Source organism: Sphingobacterium sp. JUb56 (assembly GCF_014191365.1).
GTDB classification, from domain to species: Bacteria; Bacteroidota; Bacteroidia; order Sphingobacteriales; family Sphingobacteriaceae; genus Sphingobacterium; species Sphingobacterium anhuiense.
This window is the reverse complement of sequence record NZ_JACHWL010000001.1, coordinates 316,868-341,999: the sequence shown is the minus strand read 5'-3', so window position 1 is coordinate 341,999 and position 25,132 is coordinate 316,868. Positions and strand designations below refer to the sequence as shown.

Here is a 25,132-nt window from a genome sequence, read left to right as displayed (position 1 = left end):
AGCAATTCGTCGTAATACAATAGTTCAAAAAAAATCTGCTATTTCCATTTTATTTATACAATAAAATGGAAATAGCAGATTAACAACCAGAAATTGATCTATTTTGCTCCAAGCCCTGCTGCTATTGGCCAGCCAGGATTCTGGTAAATAACTGAATTCGCTACCGAACCATCTGTTGAGGCAAGTTGAAAATGCTGTACCGCGATTGGTGACAAATAGTGCGCTAAAGTAAACCGTACTCCGTTATAAGAAAGCATATTCCGGCGAATTTCATGAGGACGAAGATACATACCCAAACTCGGGTCAGATACAATAGCCTTTGGTTCATCGGCACCGTAAACGAGTTGCTCTGGTTTATACCAACTCTTCATAGGTCCCCATATTTTGAAACCTTCAAAATGATCAGCTTTGCTAACCAATTGATCCATCGAGCGCCAGCGCTTTAAATCCATCAAGCGTAATCCTTCAGCCATCAATTCATTTCTTCGTTCTCTTCTGATATTATATAAGGTCGGAGAAATCAGATTTCCAGCAGAATAAGCACCCCAATCCTTTACCTCCAATCCCATCTGAGTTGCCGCTATTGTTTTCTCAAAATCTACATCAACCATTGCCCGTTGACGGATCTTTTGCCAATAGTTTCTTGCAGTCGCATCGATGCTACCATTTTTTTCATAAGATGCTTCTATGTAATTGAGGTAAGCTTCGGTTGCACGGAAAGTAATACTTCCAGTAAATCCCATACCATTATTCGTCTGTTTTCCATCATATGAAATGCCTTTTCGAATGGTATAACCAGAAATATAACGTCGTTCTGCTGTCGTTTCGCCGATACTTGGATAAGGTTCAATGGGTGTACCATGCGTTCCTACCCCCAGATTTAAAAGAACATTTTTTTGTCCTGGTTCTTTTAAAAACAGGTTCAATCTACCATCTCTCTCCTTCCGGATATCGGCAATATAATCGTCGCCATGATATCCAGATCCTGCAGCATATATGGGTAATCCATTTTTCATAAGGAAACTTTCCACCAAGCTCCGCGTTAAACCAACCGCATAGTTACCAAGTTGCGCATACACAGGAACATTATGTGTTACAAGACTTTCACTGTACTGTCTCCATAAAAGAACTTCACTATATCCTGCCATATTTACTGCTCCAAACATCGAAAAGTAAGGGTTTTCGTTATTTGGTGATTCAATAATTCCAGTGTTGGGCACCAGATCAATTTGATCTGCCACCTGCTTAGAGGCATCCATAGCTAGAGAAAGAAAATAGTTAATTTCACCATCGATGCTTCCTGTTGGATAAGTATATGTTTGCGTATACGCTTTCGTTTTTCCTGGCCAATCAGCACCATCAGGAACAAATGCCGTTCCTTTGAAATATTTCAACCAAGTTCCTTCATTTAAAGCAACTCGAGATTTCAATAATAACGCCACATTTTTAGAGATACGTTGCTTCGCACCATCTATTGATGTGCTTTTCAATAATGTAATTGCCGAATCTAGATCCGAGATGATAAACCGGGCAACTTCGGTGCGTGGATCTCGCTTTGCTGCTTCGATCAAAATTTGTGGATCTTTATCATTCATTGCATTTCTAATAATCGGAAAATCACCTAATTCCTGTAATTTCTGAAAATAGATATATGCACGTAAAAAATAGATCTCACCAATGTAATGTTCAATATTTTGTTGATTTCCCACTATTGTTTTAGCCTTCCATTTTGGTAAGACGCTGTTCAGGAAAAAGTTCATCTGATAAATGTTCGAAAACTCCCAAGCACCACCCTCAGTATCCACTCTCCATTCACCGGGAAGATATCGCTTGTTTATATCTGGAGATATCATATTATCCGTTCCAGCATCAATTCCAAATGTGCCGAAACCCCAACCGGAGTGTGATGGAAGAATATTAGGATATTGTCCTATAGCATAACTTGCTAATTGCGATTCTTCATTAAGATATTTTTCTGGGATTATCTGCGAAGGGGGTGTAATATCGAGATAATCATTGCATCCTGCTACCATCCAAAGCGGTAGCACTAAAGTAAGATATTTTAGTAATTTCATGTTTTTTTGAATTAAAATGTAAGACTTAACCCTGCTGCCCACATTTTGGTAAGTGGGTAAACCGTACCACTGGAACCTCCATCTATGGTTTCAGGATCAAACATTGTCGCGACATTTGATTTTTGCCATAAATTTTCACCAGACAAATATATCCTTCCCTTTGAAATACCGATTTTCTTCAGCACATCAGCATTAACCGTATAACCGATCTGAATATTTTTAAGTCGGATATAAGCTGCATTCTGTAGGTACCGTGTTTGAACCTCCTGATTTTTATTCGTACCAAATATTGGACGCGCATAATAAGCATCAAGGTTTTCACCAAACATATTATCTCCAGTTCTAAAATAATCCATATGTTGGGTTAACCCTGTAGATGCCCAAATATTAGAGGTGGCACCCCAAAAATAATAACCCGGTTGCCATACATCACGTTTGATTACTCCCTGTAAGAACATACTGAAATCGAAATTTTTATAATCAGCCCCAAAATTGAACCCAAAGGCATATCTCGGTGTACTATTTCCGATTACTTTACGATCCCCAGGCTCCGATTCTGTCCAAGACCCAAAATCAATTTTACCATCATTGTTCAAATCTTTGTACATGATATCACCGGCTTCCCATTGACTTCCAATGACAGACTGTCCGCCGTTAGGTAAGCTATTTAAATGACTTTCCATTTCTTCCTTAGACTTGGCAATCCCTATGGTTTCATATCCCCATATTTCACCCAACTTCTGCCCTTCTCTATAGCCTCCGTTAAATGAACCAGTTAGATTTGGATACCTTGTAACCGTAGAAGTATAATCCGACAGTAAAAACTTAACATTATATCCAAAATTGTCCGCAATTTTGTCCCTCCATCCTAATGTTAATTCAAATCCATTCGTTTTTAAATCTGTATTATTCGCTTGAGGCACCGCAGTACCCAAAGTATTGGACAGTTGTGGTGCTGGCCCCACCATATTCAATGTTTTTCTCTGGAAAACATCAAATGAGCCAAATAACCGATTGCTTAATAAAGCAAAATCAACTCCCATATTTAACGTTTTAACCGTTTCCCATGTCAGATTTGCACTCACCAATCCTGCTGCAGATGCCGTATTTGGACGCTGATTATTAAGAAGCCAACTTCCGGATGCAATACCGACGGGCATTACAACATAAGTTGGGTACCAAACATTGGTATTTTGATTTCCTAGTTCACCGTATGAGGCCCTAAGTTTGATCATATCGATGTATGATCTTGTATTCTCCATAAAACTCTCCTTAGCAAGATTCCAGCCTGCAGAAAATGATGGAAAGAATCCCCATCTACTGTCTGCTCTGAATCGAGAAGATCCATCATAACGCATACTCGCTTCCAACAAATACTTAGAATCATAATCATAATTAAACCGGCTAAAAAATCCGGCCGATGCCCAATCCTGATACTGACCAGATACTGTAGGTGCCTTTGGCTGTCCACTTGGATCTGTGCCTGAAGTCAAATCAATGACAGGTTGTCCAATAATCATGATACCATCTCGAGAAGCATTTAGGTCACGATAAGCTGCGCTTTCGATTTGGAAACCAGCCATTCCTTTAAAGTTATGCAGGTTCCAATTACGGGTCAACTCAGTGTAGGCATTGATATTATAATAGTTTTCTTTATAAGCGTATTCCGCTACATAAGAAGAATTTTTATAAAGAATCGGATTTCCTGCGACATCATGGTTATAAAGTTGGTTTGAAAAAGTATTATCAAAACGGCTCGTAATCCTGTAAGTTGCAGTCCCGTAGGTTTTCCAGTCTTTAAGGGGTTCGAAAACAAGTTGCACCTGTTGTGTATTGATATCTTTAACGGTCTTATAATCTCCCCCTTCTAACATCCCCATTACCGGTGAGGGTGAATTATAAAGAAATCCATTTGGATCCTTATAAGGTAATGTAGGCCAGCCCTGACGGCCTAGATTGTCATAAAAAGAATTATTAAGATCCGTTGGCTTTTTAAAATCTTCACGAACAAGTCTTCCTATATAATTTAAGTTTAGTTTACTGGATATTTGCGAATTTATCCTTGCTGACATCGAATATCGCTTATAGACATCCGTATTAAGCGCCATTAAACCCTGTTGATCCAATAAATTGGCAGAGACGTAATAGGTTGTCTTATCGCTACCTCCCGCAAGACTTAGGTTATGCTCATGTCCAAAAGATTGATCTTTATACATCAGATCAAAGTAATCCACATTATCATTGCCCTTCATATATCCATCGGCCCATTGTGCAGGATTGGTAGGATTAGGAATAATACTCGTACTAATTTTACCTTCTTGAAATTGCTTGATTCGTTCCAGATGTTCTTGGTCAAAATGGGGGGCGCCGTTTCCGTTGACTTGTGCTTGATTAAAATAATTTGCAAATGAATAAGAGTCCATCGTTTTCAATGTTAATGCAGGCGTACTTATCCGTAAACTATTATTGTAAGAAGCTACAGGGCGACTCCCTTTTTGGCCAGACTTAGTTGTTACAAGTATAACACCAAACGCCGCTCTAGACCCATAGATGGAAGCGGTACTCGCATCCTTAAGGACAGTGACAGTTTCGATATCTTGTGGATTTAAAGCAGTCAATGATCCCTCCGCTCCGTCTATTAAAACTAAAGGAGCTGATGACGATTGTCCTATTGTACCACTTCCGCGAATATTTAAAGCGGGGTTACTTTCCAGAGAACCGTTATTTTGAGAAATATTCAATCCTGGAGCAAGGCCCTGCAGTGCCTGCAGTGCATTCTTAACAGGTCTATTTTCCAATGATTTTTTATCTACAACAGCCACCGATCCAGTCAAATTAGTTCGTTTTTGCTGCCCAAAGCCAACAACTACAACCTCATCAATCATATTATTCTCAGAAGATAATGTAACTGTAAATTGGGTTTCTTTACCAACAGCTATCTCCTGCTTGATGTAATTAATATAAGAAAATTGTAGAATCGTTTCTTGATTTGGTACGTTTAGCTTAAAAGCACCATTTATATCCGTTTGTGTTCCGATTGCAGTTCCTTTTGCCCTAACGCTCACTCCTTCCATAACAACACCTTGTTCATTACGTACTACCCCTTGAACCGATATATTATTTTGTGCTTGAACACTAATTGTTATGGCACAAAAAGCATTAAGTAAGGCTATTTGATGCCATTTCGGGACAGACAGCCGAGTTGCCCAGAGACAACATGTTATTAAATTCACTTTCATTATTGATTTGATATTTGGTTCAAAGCAAAAATAAAAGAGTATAGGTTCGTAAAAATGTAAGAAAGAATTAAAACGATGTAAAAACAGCTCATTACTAATGAGGAATAGGTTTAGAGAAAAGAACGAAATTCCAACTGCTCGATAGTAAATAAGGAAATCAAAAAAAACGATCAAGTAGAAATGCTACTTGATCGTTTTTAAAATTATATTTAAAATAGATTTTATTCATGGACTAAAAGTCAGAAAAATAGTACGATCTATTTTCCCCCTCTATAGCCTTTTTTTAATAAATACTCTTGGGATCTGTTTTCAATTGTTCTTTATCTGTTTTAATCATCAATGCTTTAATCTGCTCCGGATTTTGAATGGCTGTTGGATTAAATTGATTGCTATTCATATAATCCAGCGTAGAGATCAACAATTGCTTTGCCACAAAACGTTCATCCAATTTTTGAGATAGATCTATTGAAACCAACATTAATTTACCCTGACCAACTTTCGCTTCATAAGCCAATGCCAATTTACGGTTATTAGCAAAGTTATCCACCATCTGAATTACTGATTGACCACCTGACAATGAATCAACGATCATTGTTGTGGAATTGATATTCAGATCCCACCATTGCCAATTGGTATGCAAGTCTGTTGGAAATTTTTTAAACATCGCGTGATTAGGATCAACCAACATTCCCATTGTTCCCGCCTGTTTAGGAAAATGAACCGGGCTCCAGAATACAGGTACAAATTTTCCTTCTAGTCCTTTTATCTTTTTCCAATCCGGATTCAATAAGACCTTTTTCCCTTGATTCAGCAGTACAAATGCTTCATTCACATCTCTTGTGTAATGCACATCGCCATATGAAACTTTTTCTGATTCAGGATATACCCAGATATCCCATTTATTGGTATATGCAGTACCTTTCAGATCAACTTCCACAGACAATTTTGATGCCGTCGGTACTTCTCCCAAATCAAACTGCAACTGTCCAATGCCCGCATTGTATCCATTGGAAAGATTACCAACAACTGTTCCGCTTTTTAAAACTTTTTCTCCGTCTTTGATGCGCCATACGATTTCCTGGTTTTTAAGTATTTTGCCACCATAATTCGATACCGCAATCTGTGCTTCAAATCGCTCCGAGTTCATATACGTTGCCTTTGGAAAATGAAGTAAAGGAACAATCGGCGCATTAAACTGGCTGAAAGTCTTCGCATCAATCACACCCTTACTATCCCAGAAAGCATCAAGCAATCCAACCAAAGCCGTTCCCTGGCCAGGAAAATCATGCAGATCCAACAATTGAAAACCACTGATTCCACCTGTTTTAAGCGCTCTTTCTATTTCTTCTTTATATAAAATTGCTGCTAGTTTTCCTGAAGCAGACGTAAAAGAATCGGCTTGCCCCAACATCCCTTTCTTTTCCAGATCCTTTTTTACCGCCTTAAAATTGATTGGTTCCAATACACCCGTATATTTATCAATCTCTTTCAGATTAGGGTATACTGCGTATTGACCGATTTCATGGGTTACAATTGGAACTTGAAAATTCGCAACCGCTTTTTCATAATTTGTATTAAATGCCGGTGATTTCGAATTAAATACACCCTGTCCCCTTACCCAACCATCTTTCGTATATTGGGTAATCAGAAAATCGTCATTATATTCAGGTCGATCTCCATGCCCACTTTCAAACGTGTAAGATGTATTAGCATACAGATGCCTTTTATCAACCGATTTCAATGAATCGACCAACTTATTTAAGGTTTTCATATCACCCTGCAACTCATTACCCATACTCCACATCATAAAAGAAGGATGATTACCATATTCACGAATCATACGGCTTGCTTCCTGGTATAAAAATGAAGTCATTCCAGCATCTTGTCCGATCGTTAAAGACCATACCGGAAGCTCTACCTGCAAGTACATCCCGATTTCATCCGCAACATCAAATGCAGCCTTTGGCGGACACCAAGAATGAAATCTGATGTGGTTCAAACCCCATTCCTTTGCCGTCATAAAAACTTTCTCCCATCCCGCTTTATCCATCGGAGGATGTCCGGTTAAAGGAAAAATATTACATTCTAAAGTACCGCGCAGGAAAACAGGCATGCCATTCAATTCAAAAGCATTGCCCCTTGATGCAAATTCGCGCATACCAAAACGAACATTTTCCTTAGATTGATGTTTTTTGGTTTTCAAGAATACCTCGCAAGTATACAGATCAGGAGTAAACTCACTCCACGTCTTCACATCACCTTCAATCGGATATTCGTATTCCAGTTCTGTTACACCGGGATTCAAAACAAGTTTCTTGTTCGGGTATATTTCATTTTTAGCTTGCTGTCCAATCTGCACATTAAGGGTCCCCTTAATTGCCTTACTATCAAAATTATGTGCCTTAACCTTTACGCGAACTATTTTTCGAACTAAATCAGGAAAAACCTGTAAATCGGAAAGGTTAACCTGATCTAATGCCTGCAGACTAATTTCACCGATAACACCATTCCAAATAATCTGTGTATGATCGGTATAAGCATGTCCCATATTATCAGTACTGATATCAAAAAGCTTACGGTTGTCCACTTTGATTGTAATCTGTTGCTCTTTTCCCGCCTTTAAATAAGGTGTTATATCATAAAAATGAGGGGCAATTAGACTATTTTCCTCCAATTCTACCTTTTGACCATCTACCCAGACATTTGTTTTCCAGATTGTTCTTTCCAGTTTTAAGATCACCCTCTTCTTGTCCCAAGCCTTGGGTATAGCGATAGCTTTACTATACCAGGCAGAACCTAGATACGCATGTTTACGTGTCAAGTGTGACACTTGTGGTTTTTGAAGAGCGGGCTTTAGCGTATTTGCAGTTCCCAAACCAGCATCATCAGTCGTACCCGGTAAAAGCATGGACTGCTTAAAATATTGTGTCGGCCACCCCTGCTTCTCGCCAATATCCAAAGAATCCAATGCAACCGACCATTTGCCGGAAAGATCCAGTTTCTCCTGCGCATAACCAACAGCACCAAGGGTCAAGCCATTTAAAAGCAGACCATAGCGAAGAAAATTTTTAATTGTTATCATAGTTTTTGCTTATTCCTTATTCAACATCGTGTATTTAACACAATCACAAATTTAGCTAGCAGACAACGGTATAGACAATAGACAAAATGCTCAAAAACATGTAAAAAAAAAGGAAAGTTCATCTATCCGGTAGATGAACTTTCCTTTTGTTGATCATTTACAATCCTTCCTAAAAAATCATAAGGAAGTATAATAATGAATTTCACATTCTGCAATAAACACGTTACCAGATCAATTTAACTACATCAACCATTCTAGTCCGATCGTGCGACTCAATATTCATTTTCAATTTCCCACTTTCAACGACAAACGGAACAGATTTACCTGTCCGAAGCAATACAGCCTTTTTAGGAGACTGGTTTACATCCATTTCTACCGTCTTATGAAAATTGGGAAATACATGTACATAAGCATCTTTTCCTTTACGGGTAACGGGTTGATTAGACTTCTCTGGAAAATCACCACTAGTGGTCTCAAACACAGATTCAGCAGAATGTTTCATCCACGTAGCCATCGTCTTCCAAGCCTCAATAGCCTCTTTAGGTATGCTTCCATCAGCAGCAGGTCCAACATTAGCTAAATAATTACCATTCCACCCCCTCAAGATGATTAGCTTTTCGATTGCCTCATCGCCCGTCATCATCCTGTCACTGGTTGAATAACTCCACCAGCGCTGTGGCCAGCAAGGGTCACAGGTCTCAAACCAGCTATTGAATCTTTTTGTTGGCAATACACCCTCCGAATCAGCATAATCACCAACCTCTCCATTCCGACGGTTGATCACGATCCCCGGTTGAAGCGCCCGGACTTCATCATTAGTCATTTCCCCTGCACCACCATCAAACCAAAGCAGATCAATCTTTCCATAGTTTGAAAGCAATTCCTTAAGCTGTCCTCTCACCAGGTCCCGTTTCTTCGCCTTATGCTGTTCGGTCATTTGTGGCAATTTACCGATCTTTTCATACGAAGTATTCATGACCGATTTTCCACTATAATCCCAATTGATATAATCCTGATCGAAGTACCAATCTGGTGGAGAATAGTAAAACCCAATCTTCAAGCCTTTTTTTCGGCAAGCATCTACCACTTCCTGAACTAAATCCCGGCCCTTCATTTTTTGTTTTACACCTAGCTCACCATAATTGCTGGGCCATAAGGTATAGCCGTCATGATGTTTTGTCGTTAAAACGATATATTTAAAGCCTGCTTGAGCAACCAGATCGATCCAATCTTTAGGATTGAAATTCTTTGGATCCCATTGATCCGCTAAACCCCAATATTTTTTAGGAACCAGCTCACCATCTTCCCAAGATTTATTAGCATACATTCCCCAGGAGAGATCGATCCCGCCATGTACAGCTGCCAATCCAAAATGGATAAACAAACCGAGACCAGCAGCAGGAAACCATTGCGCATCGGGATGGCTATTAATCCTGACATCTTGTGCTCCTGAATAGCCCGCTGCATTCTGACCAAGGATGGTATGCTGTGCTTTAGCGGCATCTGTTTCCTGTCCGTAACTAGCATGTACCAAAGCTAGACAGAGGAATAAAATACTTTTTTTTATCATTTATTCATATTATATATCCAGACACACTGAAATTTTCATTATAAATCAATATTCCCACTACACATTTCTTCTGTAACCCAGCTCTGCACCACCGCTCACCGGTAAATTAACTCCCGTAATAAAGCGTGCTTTATCAGACAATAGAAATACGCAGGCATCAGCGATCACATCACCATCAGGACAGTAGCCCAATGCATGAATATCTTTCAAAAAATCAAAGACCTTATCGGGATCGGCCTGCTCCTGAGCCCATGTCTTAAGCATTGGCGTCATTACTGCTGCAGGAAGCACAGTATTAACCCTTACTCCATCTTTTGCATAGTCCAGCGCCATTGATTTAGTAAGCGCATTTATGGCACCTTTTGTCGCCGAATAAGCCGCATGATTTTCCTGTCCGATCTCTCCCACCAAACTCCCTGTATGTATGATACAGCCTTTCGACGCTTTTAAATGAGGATAACCATGACGTGTCGTCAACAAGATACTCTTGATATTCACATTCATCAAGAGATCCCACTCATCATCTGTTGTTGTATGCAAAGGTTTTGATGGGGAACCCAATCCGGCATTGTTATGAATAGCATCTAGCTTTCCAAAACGGGCTATTGTCTTTTCTACACTCTCCCGTACATCCTGGTCTTGAGACACATCACAGCAAATCCCCAGATGCTCACCACCTATTGTTTTTATCGTTTCCGCAACACTCAGCTCGTCCAATCCGATGACAGCCACATATGCCCCTGCAGCCACATACGCTTGTGTGCAGGCCAATCCAATCCCCGCTGTACCGCCGGTAATCAAGATTACTTTATCCTTCAATTCTTTCATTGAACTCGATCTTTTTTATAGCTATTTATTATTAAAAGCCCGTAAGCTTTTTCTTGTCAACTTTATGCCACAACCGTGATCACGATTATAATAATTTCTGTAAATTAACGCTTTTACCCGGTATTAGTTTTACTTCAATTGTACGCTCCTTATACTTAATCTTACATGTTGTACTGTACTTTGCTTTGACAAAAGCGGACTTCAATTTACCGCCCTGCCAATTCATATTCACTTCGACAGCTCCTCGTGCTTTTAAACCTGATACTTCACCTTCAGTCCAATCCTTAGGAAGTGCAGGTAACAATTCGATAAAATCTTCATGACTTTGCAAAAGCATTTCAGCCATTCCTGCGATCACACCAAAATTACCATCAATCTGAAAAGGAGGACAAGCATCAAACATATTATAATATGTCCCACCACCGCCATCATATTTTGTATTCATATCTCCCGTCGGTCTCAACTGTTTATTCAACATCGTCAATGCACGAGCACCATTATGCAACCTTGCCCACAGTGCAATTTTCCATGCATAGGTCCATCCCACACCATCATCACCTCGTTTTTCTAAAGATTTCTGTACCGCCTTAGCTAGCTCTGGTGTTTTATTCACCGTTATTTCATTACCCGGATAAAAGGCAAATAGATGTGACAAATGCCTGTGAGCAGGTTCAACTTCCTCAAATTCATGTGCCCATTCCATTAACCTGTCATCGCCTCCTATTGTTGGTCTTGCCAGTTTATCTTTAGCCGCCTCAACACTTTTTACAAAACCATCTTGTTCACCGCCTACTATTTTAGCCGATTTAAGTGTGTTATTAAAAAGATTGTAGATCACCTGTTGATCATGTGATGGCCCCATACTGATCTGTGCCACAGAACCGTCAGGAGCTTTAAATGAATTTTCAGGAGATGGAGAAGGACCAGAAACCAAAAAACCAGTTTTAGGATCAGCGACCAACCAGTCCAGATAAAATAGACAAGCCTCTTTTAAGATCGGATAAGCTTTGGTTAAAAAAGCTTTATCCTTTGTAAAAGCATAATGTTCCCAAATATGTTGCGCTATCCAGGCGCCACCACCAATGTGCATGCCCCAGCTCGCACTTTCTCCAGGAGAAGTATACCCCCATACATTTGTGATCGGGTGCAGGGCCCAACCCGACATTTGATATTGTGTTTTTGCAGTCTTTTGACCCGGTGCCACTAAAGAAGCAATCAGGTCCATCAATGGTCGATGCGATTCCGATAAGTTTGCCACTTCCGCCGGCCAATAATTCATCTGAACATTGATATCCGTATGGTAGTCACCATTCCACGGAGTCTGTATTTTATTAGCCCAGATTCCTTGCAGATTTGCCGGTAATCCACCATCTCGTGATGATGATAACAGGAGATATCGACCATACTGAAAATATAATGGATACAAAACCTGTTCATTCCCAGATTGCACATTACTAGCCATCAAGGTGTTTGTTGCTTGATCATTCTTTGCATTCCCCAATCGAAAGTCCACTCGGTTCATATAAGACGAGAAATCTTCTGTATGTCTCTTTTTCAGAAGCGGATATTTTTTAGACACAATCTTAGCCACGATTTGAGCATGCTCTTTTTCAAAATTTGGATTAACAAATGTTGGATATTCCTGCTTATAATTTGTCTTAGCCGTCACAATCAGAGTCAATGCATTTGCCCCAGTAATCTGGATCGCTTTACCTAATGCACTAATTTTTCCGCCTTCCAGCACCGGAGTGACCTGCGCAATATATTTCATTCCATCTCCTCCTCTACCGTTGTCCATCGTTCCTGACATCTGCAGCCTATTGTCAACCACACGTGTCTCGAACCTTTCCGGTCGATCCAGGTTCAGAGCAACCTGAATTGCTCCGGGACGATCCGCAGTCAAACGAATGACAATAGCCTGATCCGGATGACTAGCAAACACTTCCCTCGTAAACTTGACGCCATTCTGAATAAAAGTTGACCGCGTTATTCCGCTCATCAGATCCAGTTCGCGATAGTAGTTTTGATATGGTTTATCCGATCCAAAATCTAACCGCAGATCACCTAATGTCTGAAAACAACCAAAAGGCACGTTTGCCCCATTTCCGGATCCAGATCCCTTACCCTTCGTTATCTGTGTTTTATTCGTTAGCGCTGTCGCTTCTTTGTATTTTCCTTCAAAGAGCAATTGCCTAATTTTGTTGAGTGCGTTCGGTGCATCCGGATTATCGCCATCATCCATACTACCGCTCCATAACGTCATCTCGTTAAGCTGTATACGTTCATGGTTAACATCGCCAAATACCATAGCTCCAAGTGAACCATTACCTACAGGCAATGCTTTCAGCCATTCGGGATCACTTTCCCATCCATTTGCCGCATCTTTAACAAGTGCATTAGCCGGACTTTCATACCAAATTTTATTCCTTTTTGCATCCTGGGCTTTCAAAGTCGAAATACCAATACAAAAAATTAGTAAACAAGCAGCAAGTTGCTTTGTATTATTCATTGCAATTATAATTTATGAGTGTCGGTTTTAATTGGTAAAAATGAGCACATGACACTCTGTTTAATGATATATTATATAATTTCGTTTACATAAACGACATTAAAATCAAATAAATTTTTCGATAGCGAAAATTCTAAGATACAATATGCATTTTAATCCGTGTGGAAAACCTCTTCCATATCTGACCAAGTTGCACCCTTTGCTGCAGCATCCGGTAACGGAATCTGACAGGGATCCGTCTCTTTCCACCAGCGCTGTGTCTCTGGATCATCTCCCATTTTCTTCATATCCAATTCAAAATTATCACCTACATATTCAAAATAACTAAAGAGGTAGTTTTTCCCGTCTATTTTTTTTAAGTAAATGGAGTAATTCTGAATATTACATTCTTTTATCATTTTTAACACACTAGGCCATGCCGCTGCATGGAGCTTTTTATACTCCTCTATTTTCTCTTCCTTAAGTCCGGTTACAGATGCATACCTTTTCATCTTTTGAGATGAATTGGAGGCTTTACAGCCGACGAAGATTAATGAAACCATCACTACCCCGATTACAAATCGAAATAATACCTTTTTATTTAAATATTCCATATAATACCACAACAATTAATAACAATAGTCCCGATAATACCCTATAATTTCCAATACCTTTCCAAGCTTTTCCCCTAAGAGGTTCCAGTGGATTTTTCCAGTATAATTCCTTACTTTCGGCTGTATGTTGCACAGGAAAACGATAAGAAAATATGATTTGTATCAACACACAGATTATAAACAGGTAAAAGGCCATCACCATAAAGGGGATCTGGCCTATCCATGTTCCTGGTAAAAGCTTATTCGCGATAAAGACAATCACACCCAATGCAGAACCGATCCATAGTGTCCATTTCGAAGATGCCGCAGAAGCCTTCTTCCAAAAGATTCCTAAAAGAAATACACATGTTATCGGCGGTGCGATATGTGCAATTACATCGTTGATTCCATTAAATATACTTTCGTATTTATCTAACAAAGGAAGAAGAGCTAAAGAAAAAGCCATAGCTACTACTGCCGAGATTTTACCTGCAGTTATAAGCTGCTTATCTGTTGCATGTGGTCTCTTCTGCTTATAGATATCATAGCTGACCATAGTGGAAATAGAATTGAGTGCACCTGATATCTGACTCATTAAACCCGATAGCAAAGCTGCGACCAATACCCCGATCAAACCAGATGGCAACAATTGTGTAATCATCAACGTATAGATACCTTTTGAATTTACATTTCCGGCAACGTCAACACCTAAGCTTGTCAGATCCAACTGCCCCGTTTTAAATAAAGTGTAGGCAAATAATCCAGGAAGAACAAAAATAAAAACCGGCAAGATTTTAATAAACCCACAAAAAAGTGCTCCCACTCGGCCATGATTTTCATCCTTAGCACCGAGTACCCGTTGCACAATCGTCTGATCCGCACACCAGTACCAGATACCTAAAATGGGGTAACCTAAGATCACGGCATACCATGGCATACCACTGCTGTCCCCATGGGGACGCAACATCGATAATCGTTCAAGCTGACCTTCATCAACCAAAACATCCTTCATCGAAATCCATCCGCCCATCTTATCGTAAGCAGCAAAACTGATAATAAAAGCACCAGCCAAAAGAACAATAGTCTGGATAGATTCCGTTATAACCACTGCCCGTAAACCTCCGAGTATCGTATAGATGCCCGTGATAATACAGATGACGGTAATACTCAGATACATATCAAAACCGAAAAGTGTTTTGAGCACGATCCCTCCTGCCAACATCGAAAAGGCAATGTGAATCACAATTGCCGATACAATGGAGATCATCGTCAGCCATTCACGGCTTGCTTTATCATACCTACGTTCTAGGAAATCAGGTAAAGTTGAAACACCTGACTTCAGATAAAACGGCACAAAAAACAAAGCCAGCAGAATAAGCGTAAAAGCAGCCATCCACTCAAAATTACCATTCAACAACCCGGTATCAAATCCGCTCTGTGCGAGACTGACCAAATGCACAGTAGATATGTTCGTTGCAAAGAGTGCAAGTCCTATTGCCGGCCATTTCAACGATTTGCCCGCTAAAAAATAGTCACTGGCAGAACCTTTATTTTCGAGTTTCTGACTCACCCCTGCCCATATCCCTACCGCTAAGATGAGTAATATATAAATGATGGCAATACTTAAGTCTAACGATCCTAACATCAAATTATTAATTAAAGTAAATCACAACTACTTCCTACTTCCATAGGAGTTTTATACACGCCCCCTTCAATCTGTACAGGATGTACAAAATGGGATTTTAAATGCGGAATATGTTCTAAGAATAATGCTTCATGACCCATGGAAATATGATTAAAAAGCACCAGATGCTGATGCAATTGTCCCATATCGCCCACATGTGGCACTACCGGAATATTATATTTTCGACATAATAAACTTACACTGATAAATTCACTAACACCACCTACCCTGACAGCATCGACCTGCACAAATCCAGCGGCATTTAGCTGTAGATAATTCTTAAATACAATACGATTGGGGACATGTTCACCCATTGCAACCTTAATTGGCGCTATTGCATCTGTTAATGTCTTATGTGCTAAAATATCATCTGGATGTGTAGGCTCTTCAATCCAATATGGATTCATCGCTTTCAGTTCATCACAGATCGACAGTGCCTGCGGAAGTGTCCATTGCTGATTTGCATCCAACATAACTGTAGCGGCATCGCCGACTACCTCCCTTACAATATGAGCACGTTTAATATCACGGAGCGGGTCAGTACTTCCAACCTTCAGCTTCATCGCACTAAAACCATTATCTAAAGCCCTACGGCAATTCTCCCGCACTTGCTCATCCGAGTAGTTAAACCAGCCCACTGAAGTATCGTATCCCGTATAGCCACTATCAATGACACCCATACGGCTATCCTTCGTGGCCAAATTCGTTTCTAGCAAAGCAATCGCTTGCTGAGCGGTCAATTCATCTTCTAAATACGATAAATCAAGTGTATTCACAATCTCCTTAGCTGTCAGATCGGTCAACAATTTCCATAGCGGCACACCTCTGGTTTTTGCCCATAGATCGTAACAAGCATTGGTTACTGAAGCCAGTGCCAAATGCACAATTCCTTTATGGGGGCCCAACCATCTAAACTGCTGTTCATTGCTCAGCGCATTGAATATACGACCAAAGTCGGCCATCGTTTCTTCTATCCCTTTGCCCACTAAGCGTTCAGCATAAAAGGCCGCAGCCTGGCATACTAATTCATTACCAGCCCCAATAGTAAAGGCTAATCCAGTACCCACACGGCCTTTGTCATCCACTAATCGGGTTACGGCATAAGAATAAATTGGGTCTTTATGCACAGCATCACTTCCAGCTCCTGTATTCAAAGGAAAGCGTTTATCTTCGATATCAAATCTCGTTATCATCTATTTATTTAAACTGTTATTTTATTATTATATGTTTATTTCGTTAATGTCAATCTTGAACATATGAAAAGGGAGAGGGGACTCCTTTTAATCACCATTTTTAAACCTTTCAATACAACTAATTCATAATATATTTATTCAAAAATTCTTTTGTATACTGACAGCTCGGAATACTAATATGGATAAAGAGAACTTATTCATCCAAAAATCATAATAAGTGTAGTCCGTAAACACTGCTAGTTACCACGATGTGGCATTTTTTTATCATTGGTTATTTAATGATCATAAAATTAACGTAAATAAATACGTATGATTGACGGATTATTAATCAGTATTGATACTATATTAACATAAAATCTTACCAAAACCTTAAATCTTCCGTAAATTTATTCAAGCTAATTACCAGACTTCTTAACTGCTTAAAAAATGTAAATAAATAATAAGTGTTTATGAATTCAAGAAACTCTCAACAACTTAAACAAAAAATGTGGCACAGAATTTCTCCTGCACCACACACTAACCATCTTTGAAATTTCCTTACTCATTTGGGAGATCTTTATTCTAGCTTTCTTAAATCCTCCTTCATATAAAACCACCTGCTCCATTGCTTGGTTACTGTATCAAAAGTTTTATACCTATAGTACAGCAAAAATCGCTCTTTTTCCTTCGTGGGTACATACGTATTTAAGTAAACAAAATCCGGTTCATCTGCTGGTCGTGCCAGCTGTTGTACCATTAATCCTGCTTCACTTTCTTCATAAGCTCTTATATTGACTGAATTATTTTCATTTATCTTCAAGACAAGGGCATTACGTTTAATATTCGGTACAGTTGGTGCAGTCAGGTTCGTATTACCGATATAGATACGCACTTCATTCTTATTCAGTGGTAACATCTGTTTTGATGTAGAAGTCATGAGGACATTGTTAACCGTATTTCCAACTGTATCAATCTTATATCCTTTAAGACTATAAAAAGTCTTTTTCTTCGTTTGTGCATATCGGTTACTGGTCTGCACCCTGAACAACACATTTTTTTTCTTCTCATTCACAGTGTAGTGTGATACATTACTGATCTGTAACGGAATAAAATATATAGAATCAGGAGATAATTTCTCCATCTGTGATGCAGTCATAAAAACAGGAAGAGAAACATTCGGTTCTCCTTTTTTTAATATGACTTGATTGCTTCCCAACTTATAATACGCAGGATTCAAGATCTTAGCAAATTTCTGCTCATCTTGATCAAAGTTTGCTTTATTATAAATTGGCAAAAGCACATCATCAGGTTTGACATCAATAATGATATCCTGATCGATATCTTCACTACCACTGCTTGAAAATGAAATATTACGCACACTTTCTTTCTCCTCGAAAGAAAACTCCTCAGCATCTACATTATACTGGCCACTCACGATATAGATCATCTTTTGATAAAGCTCTTTGTCAAAAAATTCTTCTTTATTGCAGGATACCAGAGTCAGCAGGATTAACATCCCGCATAACAGTGTTTTTTCTTTAAGCTTGTTCATTATCTTAAAATTAATTTTTCAAATATTGGTTACCATCCCGGATTCTGATCAAAATCTTTTACCTTCCGCACTTCATTCTGAGAAACAGGGAGAAAGATCATTTTACGATCCACAACCCGCTCTCGCACAATACGGCTATTGACCGAAACACGCTGAAAATAGCCATTTAGCGGAGCTTCTATGTTCATTCCAACCACAGGTTCACGTTCACTATCTTCATATGTTGCCCATCGCCTTACATCATAGTAGCGTTTATTTTCAAATAAAAACTCGATCATCGACTCCCTTTCAATAAGTTCCTGAACCTTGGCCGCTGACGCCACCTCACCCGCACTAAGCCCAGGAAGGCCTGCACGGTACCGCACCTGGTTGAATGCGGCCTGGATTTTACCCTGATCTCTACCAACAGTATACGTATTTTCACCCAGTGTAATATTGTGCGATTGCGTAAGCTGATTGAGCGCTTCCGTATAGATCAACAAAATTTCAGCGTACCGTATAATGGCATATGACTTATCCATGACCACTCCGCCAGTTCCTTTCCAGGCATCGTCCGGATGAACATATTTTGTCAAAACATATCCTGTAAGCGGATAATCCTGGTTAGAAAGCGATGATGCTGTTTTTCCTGAGTTTCCACCAAGGAAATATTCAATGATCTGATTTTTGTACCGCGCTTCTGTGGTCGTATTCGCTTTCCACAGTCTACCTGAAAATCCGACATTGGCGTAAAAACGCATCTCGCGGTTGTGGTACATACTATCGACTTTATTCGGTCGCAATGTATAACCTGAAAACTGAATATCCCCACCTTTCCCCATCTTATTTTCCATATATGGAAACTCTTTACTGGAGTTGCTGATATCACGTCCATCGACCATGTAATAAGCATCGACCATCTTCTGCGATACCGCTAGACCGTTCCAGCCTCCCATCAGATCGACGTTAAAGGAATGCTTTGTCGTATTTCTTACTGCATCAGACATACGTGCCCAGATAAATTCCTTATTCCGAAAAGCTACTGTCTCTCCGGTAAACATATCATTGTATGATCTGAAAGGGTCAATATCTGCTGCACCATTAGGAAATGAAGAACCGGTCAGATTTCCATCTCCCGTATTTTGTGGCAATATTTTCGTGTCTGCTTCGCGCGGTACAGTATTCAACTGGTATGCACCCATTTCCATTACCCGCTGTGCGGCAGCGGCGGCAACCGCATATTTACGTTCATCATAGGTCTGCGAAACATAGTGGACCCCATCGGTACTTCTTGTCCAGCTTCCAAAATAAAGTTTTGCACCCTGAACCCCACCATTAAACATTGGACTGGCCTGCTGTAATCTGAGACGAGCAATCAAAGCATAAGCAGCACCCTTGCTTGGTCTTCCAAAAACATTGACAGCCAAAGCCTGAGGCATAAATTTAGCAGCCTCTTCCATCTCTGCACAGATATAGTCGACAGATTCGTCATAAGTAGCCCGCTGTGTATTATAATAGTCCGAAGGCTCATTATTCTCCATGACCTTGTCATCGACTAAGACAACAGGGCCGTAGTCCATTACTATTTTATAATAAGCATAAGCACGCATAAATCTGGTATAGCCGATAATATCCAGTTTCTCTAGATTGGTCAGATCTTTTGCTTTGTCCATATTGGCCAGAATTGTATTACATTTCCTGATAATTTGGTACATGCCCGTCCAGACCCCCAATCCTCTAGAATCCGTAGCAGAAACTTCGCCCAATACAAAACCGATTCCTTTAAATTCTCCGGTGCTAAATGTACAGATCCCTTCATCTGTGGCCATTGGTCCTGGAGTCCAGGGACCTGAAAGAATTTGGCCTTCATCCGGAAACATGGAAGCTGTCCCCCACATATAGCGTTCAATATAATCTTTACGGGTCCAGATAGAATCGAATTTCAATGTATCGTCAAAATGTTTCTCCACATTGAGGTAATCACATGAGGTTAAAGTAACTGTTGCAAGTAGTACTGAAAATAGTATACGTTTCATAAGTAATTGTAATTAGAGGTTAAAATAAAGCTGAAAAGAAAATCTGCGTGGAATTGGGTAAACCAGACCATTTCGGTCGGCCTGTTCTGGATCCCACATATCAACTTTGTCCCAAACAAAAAGATTAGAAGCCACAAGCGAAAAATCAATGGAATTAATACCGATGCTCTTATTCAAAAAAGGTGTAGCAAAATTATAGTTGACATTAACCTCCTGCAACCTTAAGTATTTAGAATTTCCTTTCCAGAAAGTAGACAATTGTGAGTTATTGGTGTTATTGCCATAGCTAAGGCGTGGAAAACGGGCATCCGGATTTTCAGTAGCAGGATCACCAGATATACTCGCCGGTGTCCAGCGATTAGCAGGATCTGCAACTGTAGTCAACACATTACCCAGTTTTTCTCCTTGAAATGGTATATAACCCACATCAAATCCCTTACCGACATGATAAAAATCAGTATTTCCTGTCCCTTTAAACAAAAGACCTATGGTCAATTTTTTATACATAAACTCACCTCCGAATCCGTACATAAGACGTGGATAATTGGAGTAAGAAATCGGCACGCGGTCATCCGTGTTGATTGTACCATCACCGTTCACATCCTTATATTTGATATCTCCGGGAAGGTATTTCCCAAATCCGGACTGATCGGCACTGTTGGCGATATCCAGATCATCTCTGAAAAGACCCATAGAAATATAACCGCGTTCGATGTTATGCGGATTGCCCGTAATTTTTTGGTAATCGTACAGTGGAAATGCCTCTTCCCAGTTCTGCACCTTATTTTTTGCAACTGTAAAATTACCCCTCACAGTAAAACTCATGTTTTCACTGACACGCTGGTTGTAACTGATACTTCCGTCAGAACCATAGCTTTTCATCCTGCCCACATTTCCGAAAGGCATCGCTATAAGCCCTACATATTCAGGAATCTGAACCCGTTGCTGGTAGATACCGTCACGCTGATCCTCAAAGAAATCGACCACAAAACTCAGACGGTCTCCAAACAATTTCCCTTCTATCCCTAGATCAAACTTTTTAGCCTTTTCCCAGGCCAGATTATCGGCACCGATCGAGCTTTCTGTAATACCTCCCGTACCGCCCCATCCAGCAATACTACCTTCATTTATGATTGTGAGGTATGGAAACCTGGTATTACTGATACGATCATTACCGACCATTCCATAAGAAGCTCTGATTTTAAAAAAATCTAGCCAAGGTAATTTTTCATCGACCCATTTGTAGGCAGTAGGAACCCAACCTCCCGATACAGAAGGAAAAAATCCGAACTGTTTTCCCGGTTCAAAATTTTCAGATCCCGTGTAGCCAAAATTACCGTCGATCATATAGGTGTCATCGAAGCTATAGGAAAGTCTGCTCGAAATTCCCTGGTAACGCTTAGGAATAGCCGCCATACCTGTAAGGTGTCCTGAAGCCTTATTATCACTCATGTAATAATAACCTAGTGCAGAAATACGATGCTTTTCCGCTATTTCAGTTGAATAAGTCAGATTACTTTCAAAGTGGTAATTACGTGCTTGGTAATTTTTTGTTTCACTGTAAGCTGTTCCCGATTTGGCAATCTTTTTGGTCAGCAACAGCTCACCATTGGCATTTCTTCCTGCGGCATAAAACATATCGGGCATGACCGAGCGTGTTTCAGCATGTTCCGTATTGTTCTGAAAAGCACCCTGGGCCCGGAATTTCAGTCCTTTTATAAAATAGGATGAAAAATCATGGTTAAAAGCAAGTGTATAATTCCCTCTATAGGTATTGATAGATGCCAAACCAGTATAATTCAACATCACATAAGGTGAATAAGCATCATCTGGGCCAAATGCTGGTAATTGACCTGATGAATATCGCGTTGGAATAGTAAGGGGTGTCAATTTAGATTGTGCACTCCAGAGAAAATCAGTATTGGCATTACCAGGTTGCGTGTTATTTGATAAAAATCCATCAGCTCCAAAATAAAGCGTGGATGCCTTACCCAAATTCATATCAATATTTGCACGATAATTATAAGTATTGTAGTGCACATCCTTAAAGTACTTACTGTCTGGCGCATTGCGATAAGCTGCAGATTCATTACTGGTACCCAGGCTCAAGAAATAACGGGCTAGATTACCACCACCACGGGCACTTGCATAAAGAGTATTTTGATTGGAATACTTTTTTAATATTTCATCACGCCAGTTGACATCCGGATACAGATCAGGATCCAGTCCATACTTAATCACATCGAGTTCAAGATCCGAATACAAAGGTGAATCACCTCTAGCCATTTTAGCCTCATTTGCTAGTTTAGCATAATCATAGGCGCGCAGATATTCTGGCATATTATGTAACTGGGAGATGGTAGTATTAGCCCTAACATTGATATTCATTTTATCCGAAACACCTCGCTTTGTAGTCACCAAAACCACTCCATTGGCACCACGAACACCATAAACAGCGGTAGCAGAAGCATCTTTCAGCACTGAGAAACTCTCAACGTCTGCAGGATCGATGGTGCTGAGATTCCCCTCAAGACCGTCAATGAGAACAAGTGCTCCTGAATTAGCTCCAAAAGTACCAATCCCTCTAATCCAAAATTCTGAAATATTTTTTCCTGGTTCACCGCTCTTCTGCATGGAAATTACACCAGGAACACGTCCGCCCAGCATATTGACCAAGTTGGTAGCAGGTGTCTGCAGCTCCTTGACATTTACGGTGGTAACTGCACCTGTTAGAGTTACTTTCCGTTGTGTAGCACCCAATCCGGTAACCACCACCTCTTCCAGTTCTGTATCCACGCCCAGTATAATGTTCAGATCTTTAACCGCATCGGAAACATAATGTTCTTTCTTTTTATAACCGATCATCGAAAAGATCACGATATCGCCCTTGCTTGCTTTTATGCTAAACTTTCCTTCGCGATCTGTACTGGTACCAACTGGTTTATCTTTCAGTATGACTGACACGCCCTGAAGTACAGCTTCATCGCTTGTTTTCACAAAACCGGAAACCGTTATTTGATCCTTTGCTGTTTGCGCTAACATTTGACCTACAAATGTCAGGAGAAATACATGCAATATTATTATTCGCTTCATCATATTCAGTTTAAAATTCTCTATTTAAATGACAGCTTTCTGATCACTCTGTTACCGCGATCCGCAACATATACATCATCATTTTTATCAACCGCAACTCCCCATGGATTATTCAATAAAGCTTCATCAGCAGAGCCGTCCACATATCCAGCTACGCCACCCTGCCCTACTACAGTTGTTACCATACCGTTACTGATTTTACGGATACAATGATTTCCTGCATCAGCAACATAGATATTTCCCTCACTGTCTACAGTCATTTGTCTTGGATTGTTAAATTCTGCATTTGTGGCTGGCCCATCATTGTAGCCGGCGACACCAGATGTACCTGCAATTAGTTTATGCTCGAGTGTTTTTATATTGAAAGAGTAAATGCAATGTCTTGGCTGATAGGCAACGTAAATCACATCTTGGTTATTAGGATCAAAAACATGATAAGAATCCATATCTACAAATAAGGGATCAGGAAGTACTCCGGCTGTTTTTGGTGAAGCCACTAACTCTCCCACTCGAGTCTTTGGATTAAACCTTACAAATTCACCTAACCAAGACCTGGTGTAGACATATCCATCCTCTTGATTAAAAGCTAATGAAAGCTTCCAATCGATAGGGGTAAAATTTTTATCCGCATCGGTCGGATTTAATATCTGCTGCTGTCTGCTTGACCACTGTAGCTCCGGGTCAAATTCATAATACCAGGAATTTGCGGCAGAGGGCACATAGATTTTTCCATTTGCGGGATTGATTGTTGGAACTTGAGGATCACCTTGCGCACTGTTAACCACTAAAAGCTTTTTGGAAATGTTTTTGTCTTCATTGAGCATAAAAATCAATTGGCCACTTCCATGCTGCGTACCAAAAAGGTTACCCTCTGTATCGGTGACTAAAAAAGCTAAACGATCGTTAAATTCCGTTTCTGCTAAATTTCCATCGATCATGGTTGTGGCTGTACCCCCGTATTTTCCTGCTACGGTTGTAATCGTGTAGGAAGAAGCATATTGGAAGGTTTCTTTAAAAGATTGACTCTTGCCGTCTACGTCAACTTTTACCGTGCAGATCTCTCCGGGAAGCTTTGGTACTACAACGTACAATTGCTCTCCATTTGTACCCACAATACTCGCCTTTTTTTCATTAAAATAGACTTTAATTTTTGAGGTGTCAGTTCCAAAGTTCTCACCGCTGATGATTACTTTTGTTGCATATCCTCCCGATTCGGGATAAAATTTAGCCAGTACAACTGGACGACTGGGATCATAATCTGATTCCTCTTCTTTATTCTTATCACAGGAGCTCCAGGTGAAGGCAAATGCAATAATGAACAACAACCTGATCGGCTGAAAATAACTTGGCATGCTCATTTGGTTAAATTTAAATTGGTTATAGAATTAATTTTTAGAAAATAGCATCCCCTTATAGCATAATCATAGATTATCTACTTACTTATACAAATACTCATTTCTAAGTCAGGATGATTTCCTAGCCTTTACCTCGACAAAAGCAATGGCTAATAAATAGACCTTACAAAAATTGGTGCAAGTGAAAAAAGTGACTTTTCATCTCAAATAATTTGGTTATCATGAATTGGTTTACAACACCTAAGTTACTGGACATAAGAGCTTAAAAGATGTATACATCTCTCAAAAAGATGTATATTACAGGTTTTTAAAGACATTAATACGGTCATAAGTAAGAAAAATTGTGAACACAAAAAAAGGCTATTCCTTTGGAGGAATAGCCTATT

13 protein-coding genes are annotated in these 25,132 nt (G+C 39.8%); all 13 read right to left on the bottom strand.

Annotation, left to right across the window (positions count from 1 at the left end):
* Nucleotides 1–98: 98 nt before the first annotated feature.
* Nucleotides 99–2,075, bottom strand: coding sequence for a RagB/SusD family nutrient uptake outer membrane protein (locus tag FHR29_RS01245; RefSeq protein WP_183911899.1), 1,977 nt, complete (start codon nucleotides 2,073–2,075; stop codon nucleotides 99–101).
* A gap of 11 nt (nucleotides 2,076–2,086) precedes the next feature.
* On the bottom strand, nucleotides 2,087–5,314 hold the full coding sequence (locus tag FHR29_RS01240) for a TonB-dependent receptor (protein WP_221197779.1): 3,228 nt from the start codon (nucleotides 5,312–5,314) through the stop codon (nucleotides 2,087–2,089).
* 283 nt (nucleotides 5,315–5,597) lie between these two features.
* Nucleotides 5,598–8,396: a sugar-binding domain-containing protein gene (locus FHR29_RS01235; RefSeq protein ID WP_221197778.1), complete on the bottom strand. Its 2,799-nt coding sequence runs from the start codon at nucleotides 8,394–8,396 to the stop codon at nucleotides 5,598–5,600.
* A gap of 223 nt (nucleotides 8,397–8,619) precedes the next feature.
* Nucleotides 8,620–9,966 (bottom strand): alpha-L-fucosidase, encoded by a 1,347-nt coding sequence (locus tag FHR29_RS01230; protein WP_183911896.1) that lies wholly within the window; start codon nucleotides 9,964–9,966, stop codon nucleotides 8,620–8,622.
* 57 nt (nucleotides 9,967–10,023) lie between these two features.
* Nucleotides 10,024–10,794, bottom strand: coding sequence for an SDR family NAD(P)-dependent oxidoreductase (locus tag FHR29_RS01225; protein ID WP_183911894.1), 771 nt, complete (start codon nucleotides 10,792–10,794; stop codon nucleotides 10,024–10,026).
* A gap of 85 nt (nucleotides 10,795–10,879) precedes the next feature.
* Nucleotides 10,880–13,303, bottom strand: coding sequence for a glycosyl hydrolase family 95 catalytic domain-containing protein (locus FHR29_RS01220; protein WP_183911891.1), 2,424 nt, complete (start codon nucleotides 13,301–13,303; stop codon nucleotides 10,880–10,882).
* A gap of 152 nt (nucleotides 13,304–13,455) precedes the next feature.
* On the bottom strand, nucleotides 13,456–13,896 hold the full coding sequence (locus FHR29_RS01215) for an L-rhamnose mutarotase (protein ID WP_260291447.1): 441 nt from the start codon (nucleotides 13,894–13,896) through the stop codon (nucleotides 13,456–13,458).
* Nucleotides 13,880–15,520, bottom strand: coding sequence for a sodium:solute symporter (locus FHR29_RS01210; protein WP_183911889.1), 1,641 nt, complete (start codon nucleotides 15,518–15,520; stop codon nucleotides 13,880–13,882). The genes FHR29_RS01215 and FHR29_RS01210 overlap by 17 nt, the downstream gene beginning before the upstream one ends.
* Before the next feature lie 11 nt (nucleotides 15,521–15,531).
* Complete coding sequence (locus tag FHR29_RS01205) at nucleotides 15,532–16,752, bottom strand: enolase C-terminal domain-like protein (RefSeq protein ID WP_183911887.1); 1,221 nt, start codon at nucleotides 16,750–16,752, stop codon at nucleotides 15,532–15,534.
* A gap of 556 nt (nucleotides 16,753–17,308) precedes the next feature.
* Nucleotides 17,309–18,283, bottom strand: a complete 975-nt coding sequence (locus FHR29_RS01200) for a DUF1735 domain-containing protein (protein ID WP_183911885.1) — start codon at nucleotides 18,281–18,283, stop codon at nucleotides 17,309–17,311.
* Between the two features lie 29 nt (nucleotides 18,284–18,312).
* Nucleotides 18,313–20,298, bottom strand: coding sequence for a RagB/SusD family nutrient uptake outer membrane protein (locus tag FHR29_RS01195; protein WP_183911884.1), 1,986 nt, complete (start codon nucleotides 20,296–20,298; stop codon nucleotides 18,313–18,315).
* Nucleotides 20,299–20,310: 12 nt separating this feature from the next.
* Nucleotides 20,311–23,394 carry a TonB-dependent receptor gene (locus tag FHR29_RS01190; RefSeq protein WP_260291446.1) on the bottom strand — a complete coding sequence of 1,028 codons (3,084 nt, stop codon included), beginning with the start codon at nucleotides 23,392–23,394 and terminating at the stop codon, nucleotides 20,311–20,313.
* Between the two features lie 17 nt (nucleotides 23,395–23,411).
* On the bottom strand, nucleotides 23,412–24,743 hold the full coding sequence (locus FHR29_RS01185) for an IPT/TIG domain-containing protein (RefSeq protein WP_183911882.1): 1,332 nt from the start codon (nucleotides 24,741–24,743) through the stop codon (nucleotides 23,412–23,414).
* Nucleotides 24,744–25,132 lie beyond the last annotated feature (389 nt).

Excerpts from the sequence above, each read along its gene's own strand:
- FHR29_RS01245 (WP_183911899.1), bottom strand. The coding sequence starts at position 2,075 with ATGAAATTACTAAAATATCTTACTTTAGTGCTACCGCTTTGGATGGTA.
- FHR29_RS01240 (WP_221197779.1), bottom strand. The coding sequence starts at position 5,314 with ATGAAAGTGAATTTAATAACATGTTGTCTCTGGGCAACTCGGCTGTCT.
- FHR29_RS01235 (WP_221197778.1), bottom strand. The coding sequence starts at position 8,396 with ATGATAACAATTAAAAATTTTCTTCGCTATGGTCTGCTTTTAAATGGC.
- FHR29_RS01230 (WP_183911896.1), bottom strand. The coding sequence starts at position 9,966 with ATGATAAAAAAAAGTATTTTATTCCTCTGTCTAGCTTTGGTACATGCT.
- FHR29_RS01225 (WP_183911894.1), bottom strand. The coding sequence starts at position 10,794 with ATGAAAGAATTGAAGGATAAAGTAATCTTGATTACCGGCGGTACAGCG.
- FHR29_RS01220 (WP_183911891.1), bottom strand. The coding sequence starts at position 13,303 with ATGAATAATACAAAGCAACTTGCTGCTTGTTTACTAATTTTTTGTATT.
- FHR29_RS01215 (WP_260291447.1), bottom strand. The coding sequence starts at position 13,896 with ATGGAATATTTAAATAAAAAGGTATTATTTCGATTTGTAATCGGGGTA.
- FHR29_RS01210 (WP_183911889.1), bottom strand. The coding sequence starts at position 15,520 with ATGTTAGGATCGTTAGACTTAAGTATTGCCATCATTTATATATTACTC.
- FHR29_RS01205 (WP_183911887.1), bottom strand. The coding sequence starts at position 16,752 with ATGATAACGAGATTTGATATCGAAGATAAACGCTTTCCTTTGAATACA.
- FHR29_RS01200 (WP_183911885.1), bottom strand. The coding sequence starts at position 18,283 with ATGAACAAGCTTAAAGAAAAAACACTGTTATGCGGGATGTTAATCCTG.
- FHR29_RS01195 (WP_183911884.1), bottom strand. The coding sequence starts at position 20,298 with ATGAAACGTATACTATTTTCAGTACTACTTGCAACAGTTACTTTAACC.
- FHR29_RS01190 (WP_260291446.1), bottom strand. The coding sequence starts at position 23,394 with ATGATGAAGCGAATAATAATATTGCATGTATTTCTCCTGACATTTGTA.
- FHR29_RS01185 (WP_183911882.1), bottom strand. The coding sequence starts at position 24,743 with ATGCCAAGTTATTTTCAGCCGATCAGGTTGTTGTTCATTATTGCATTT.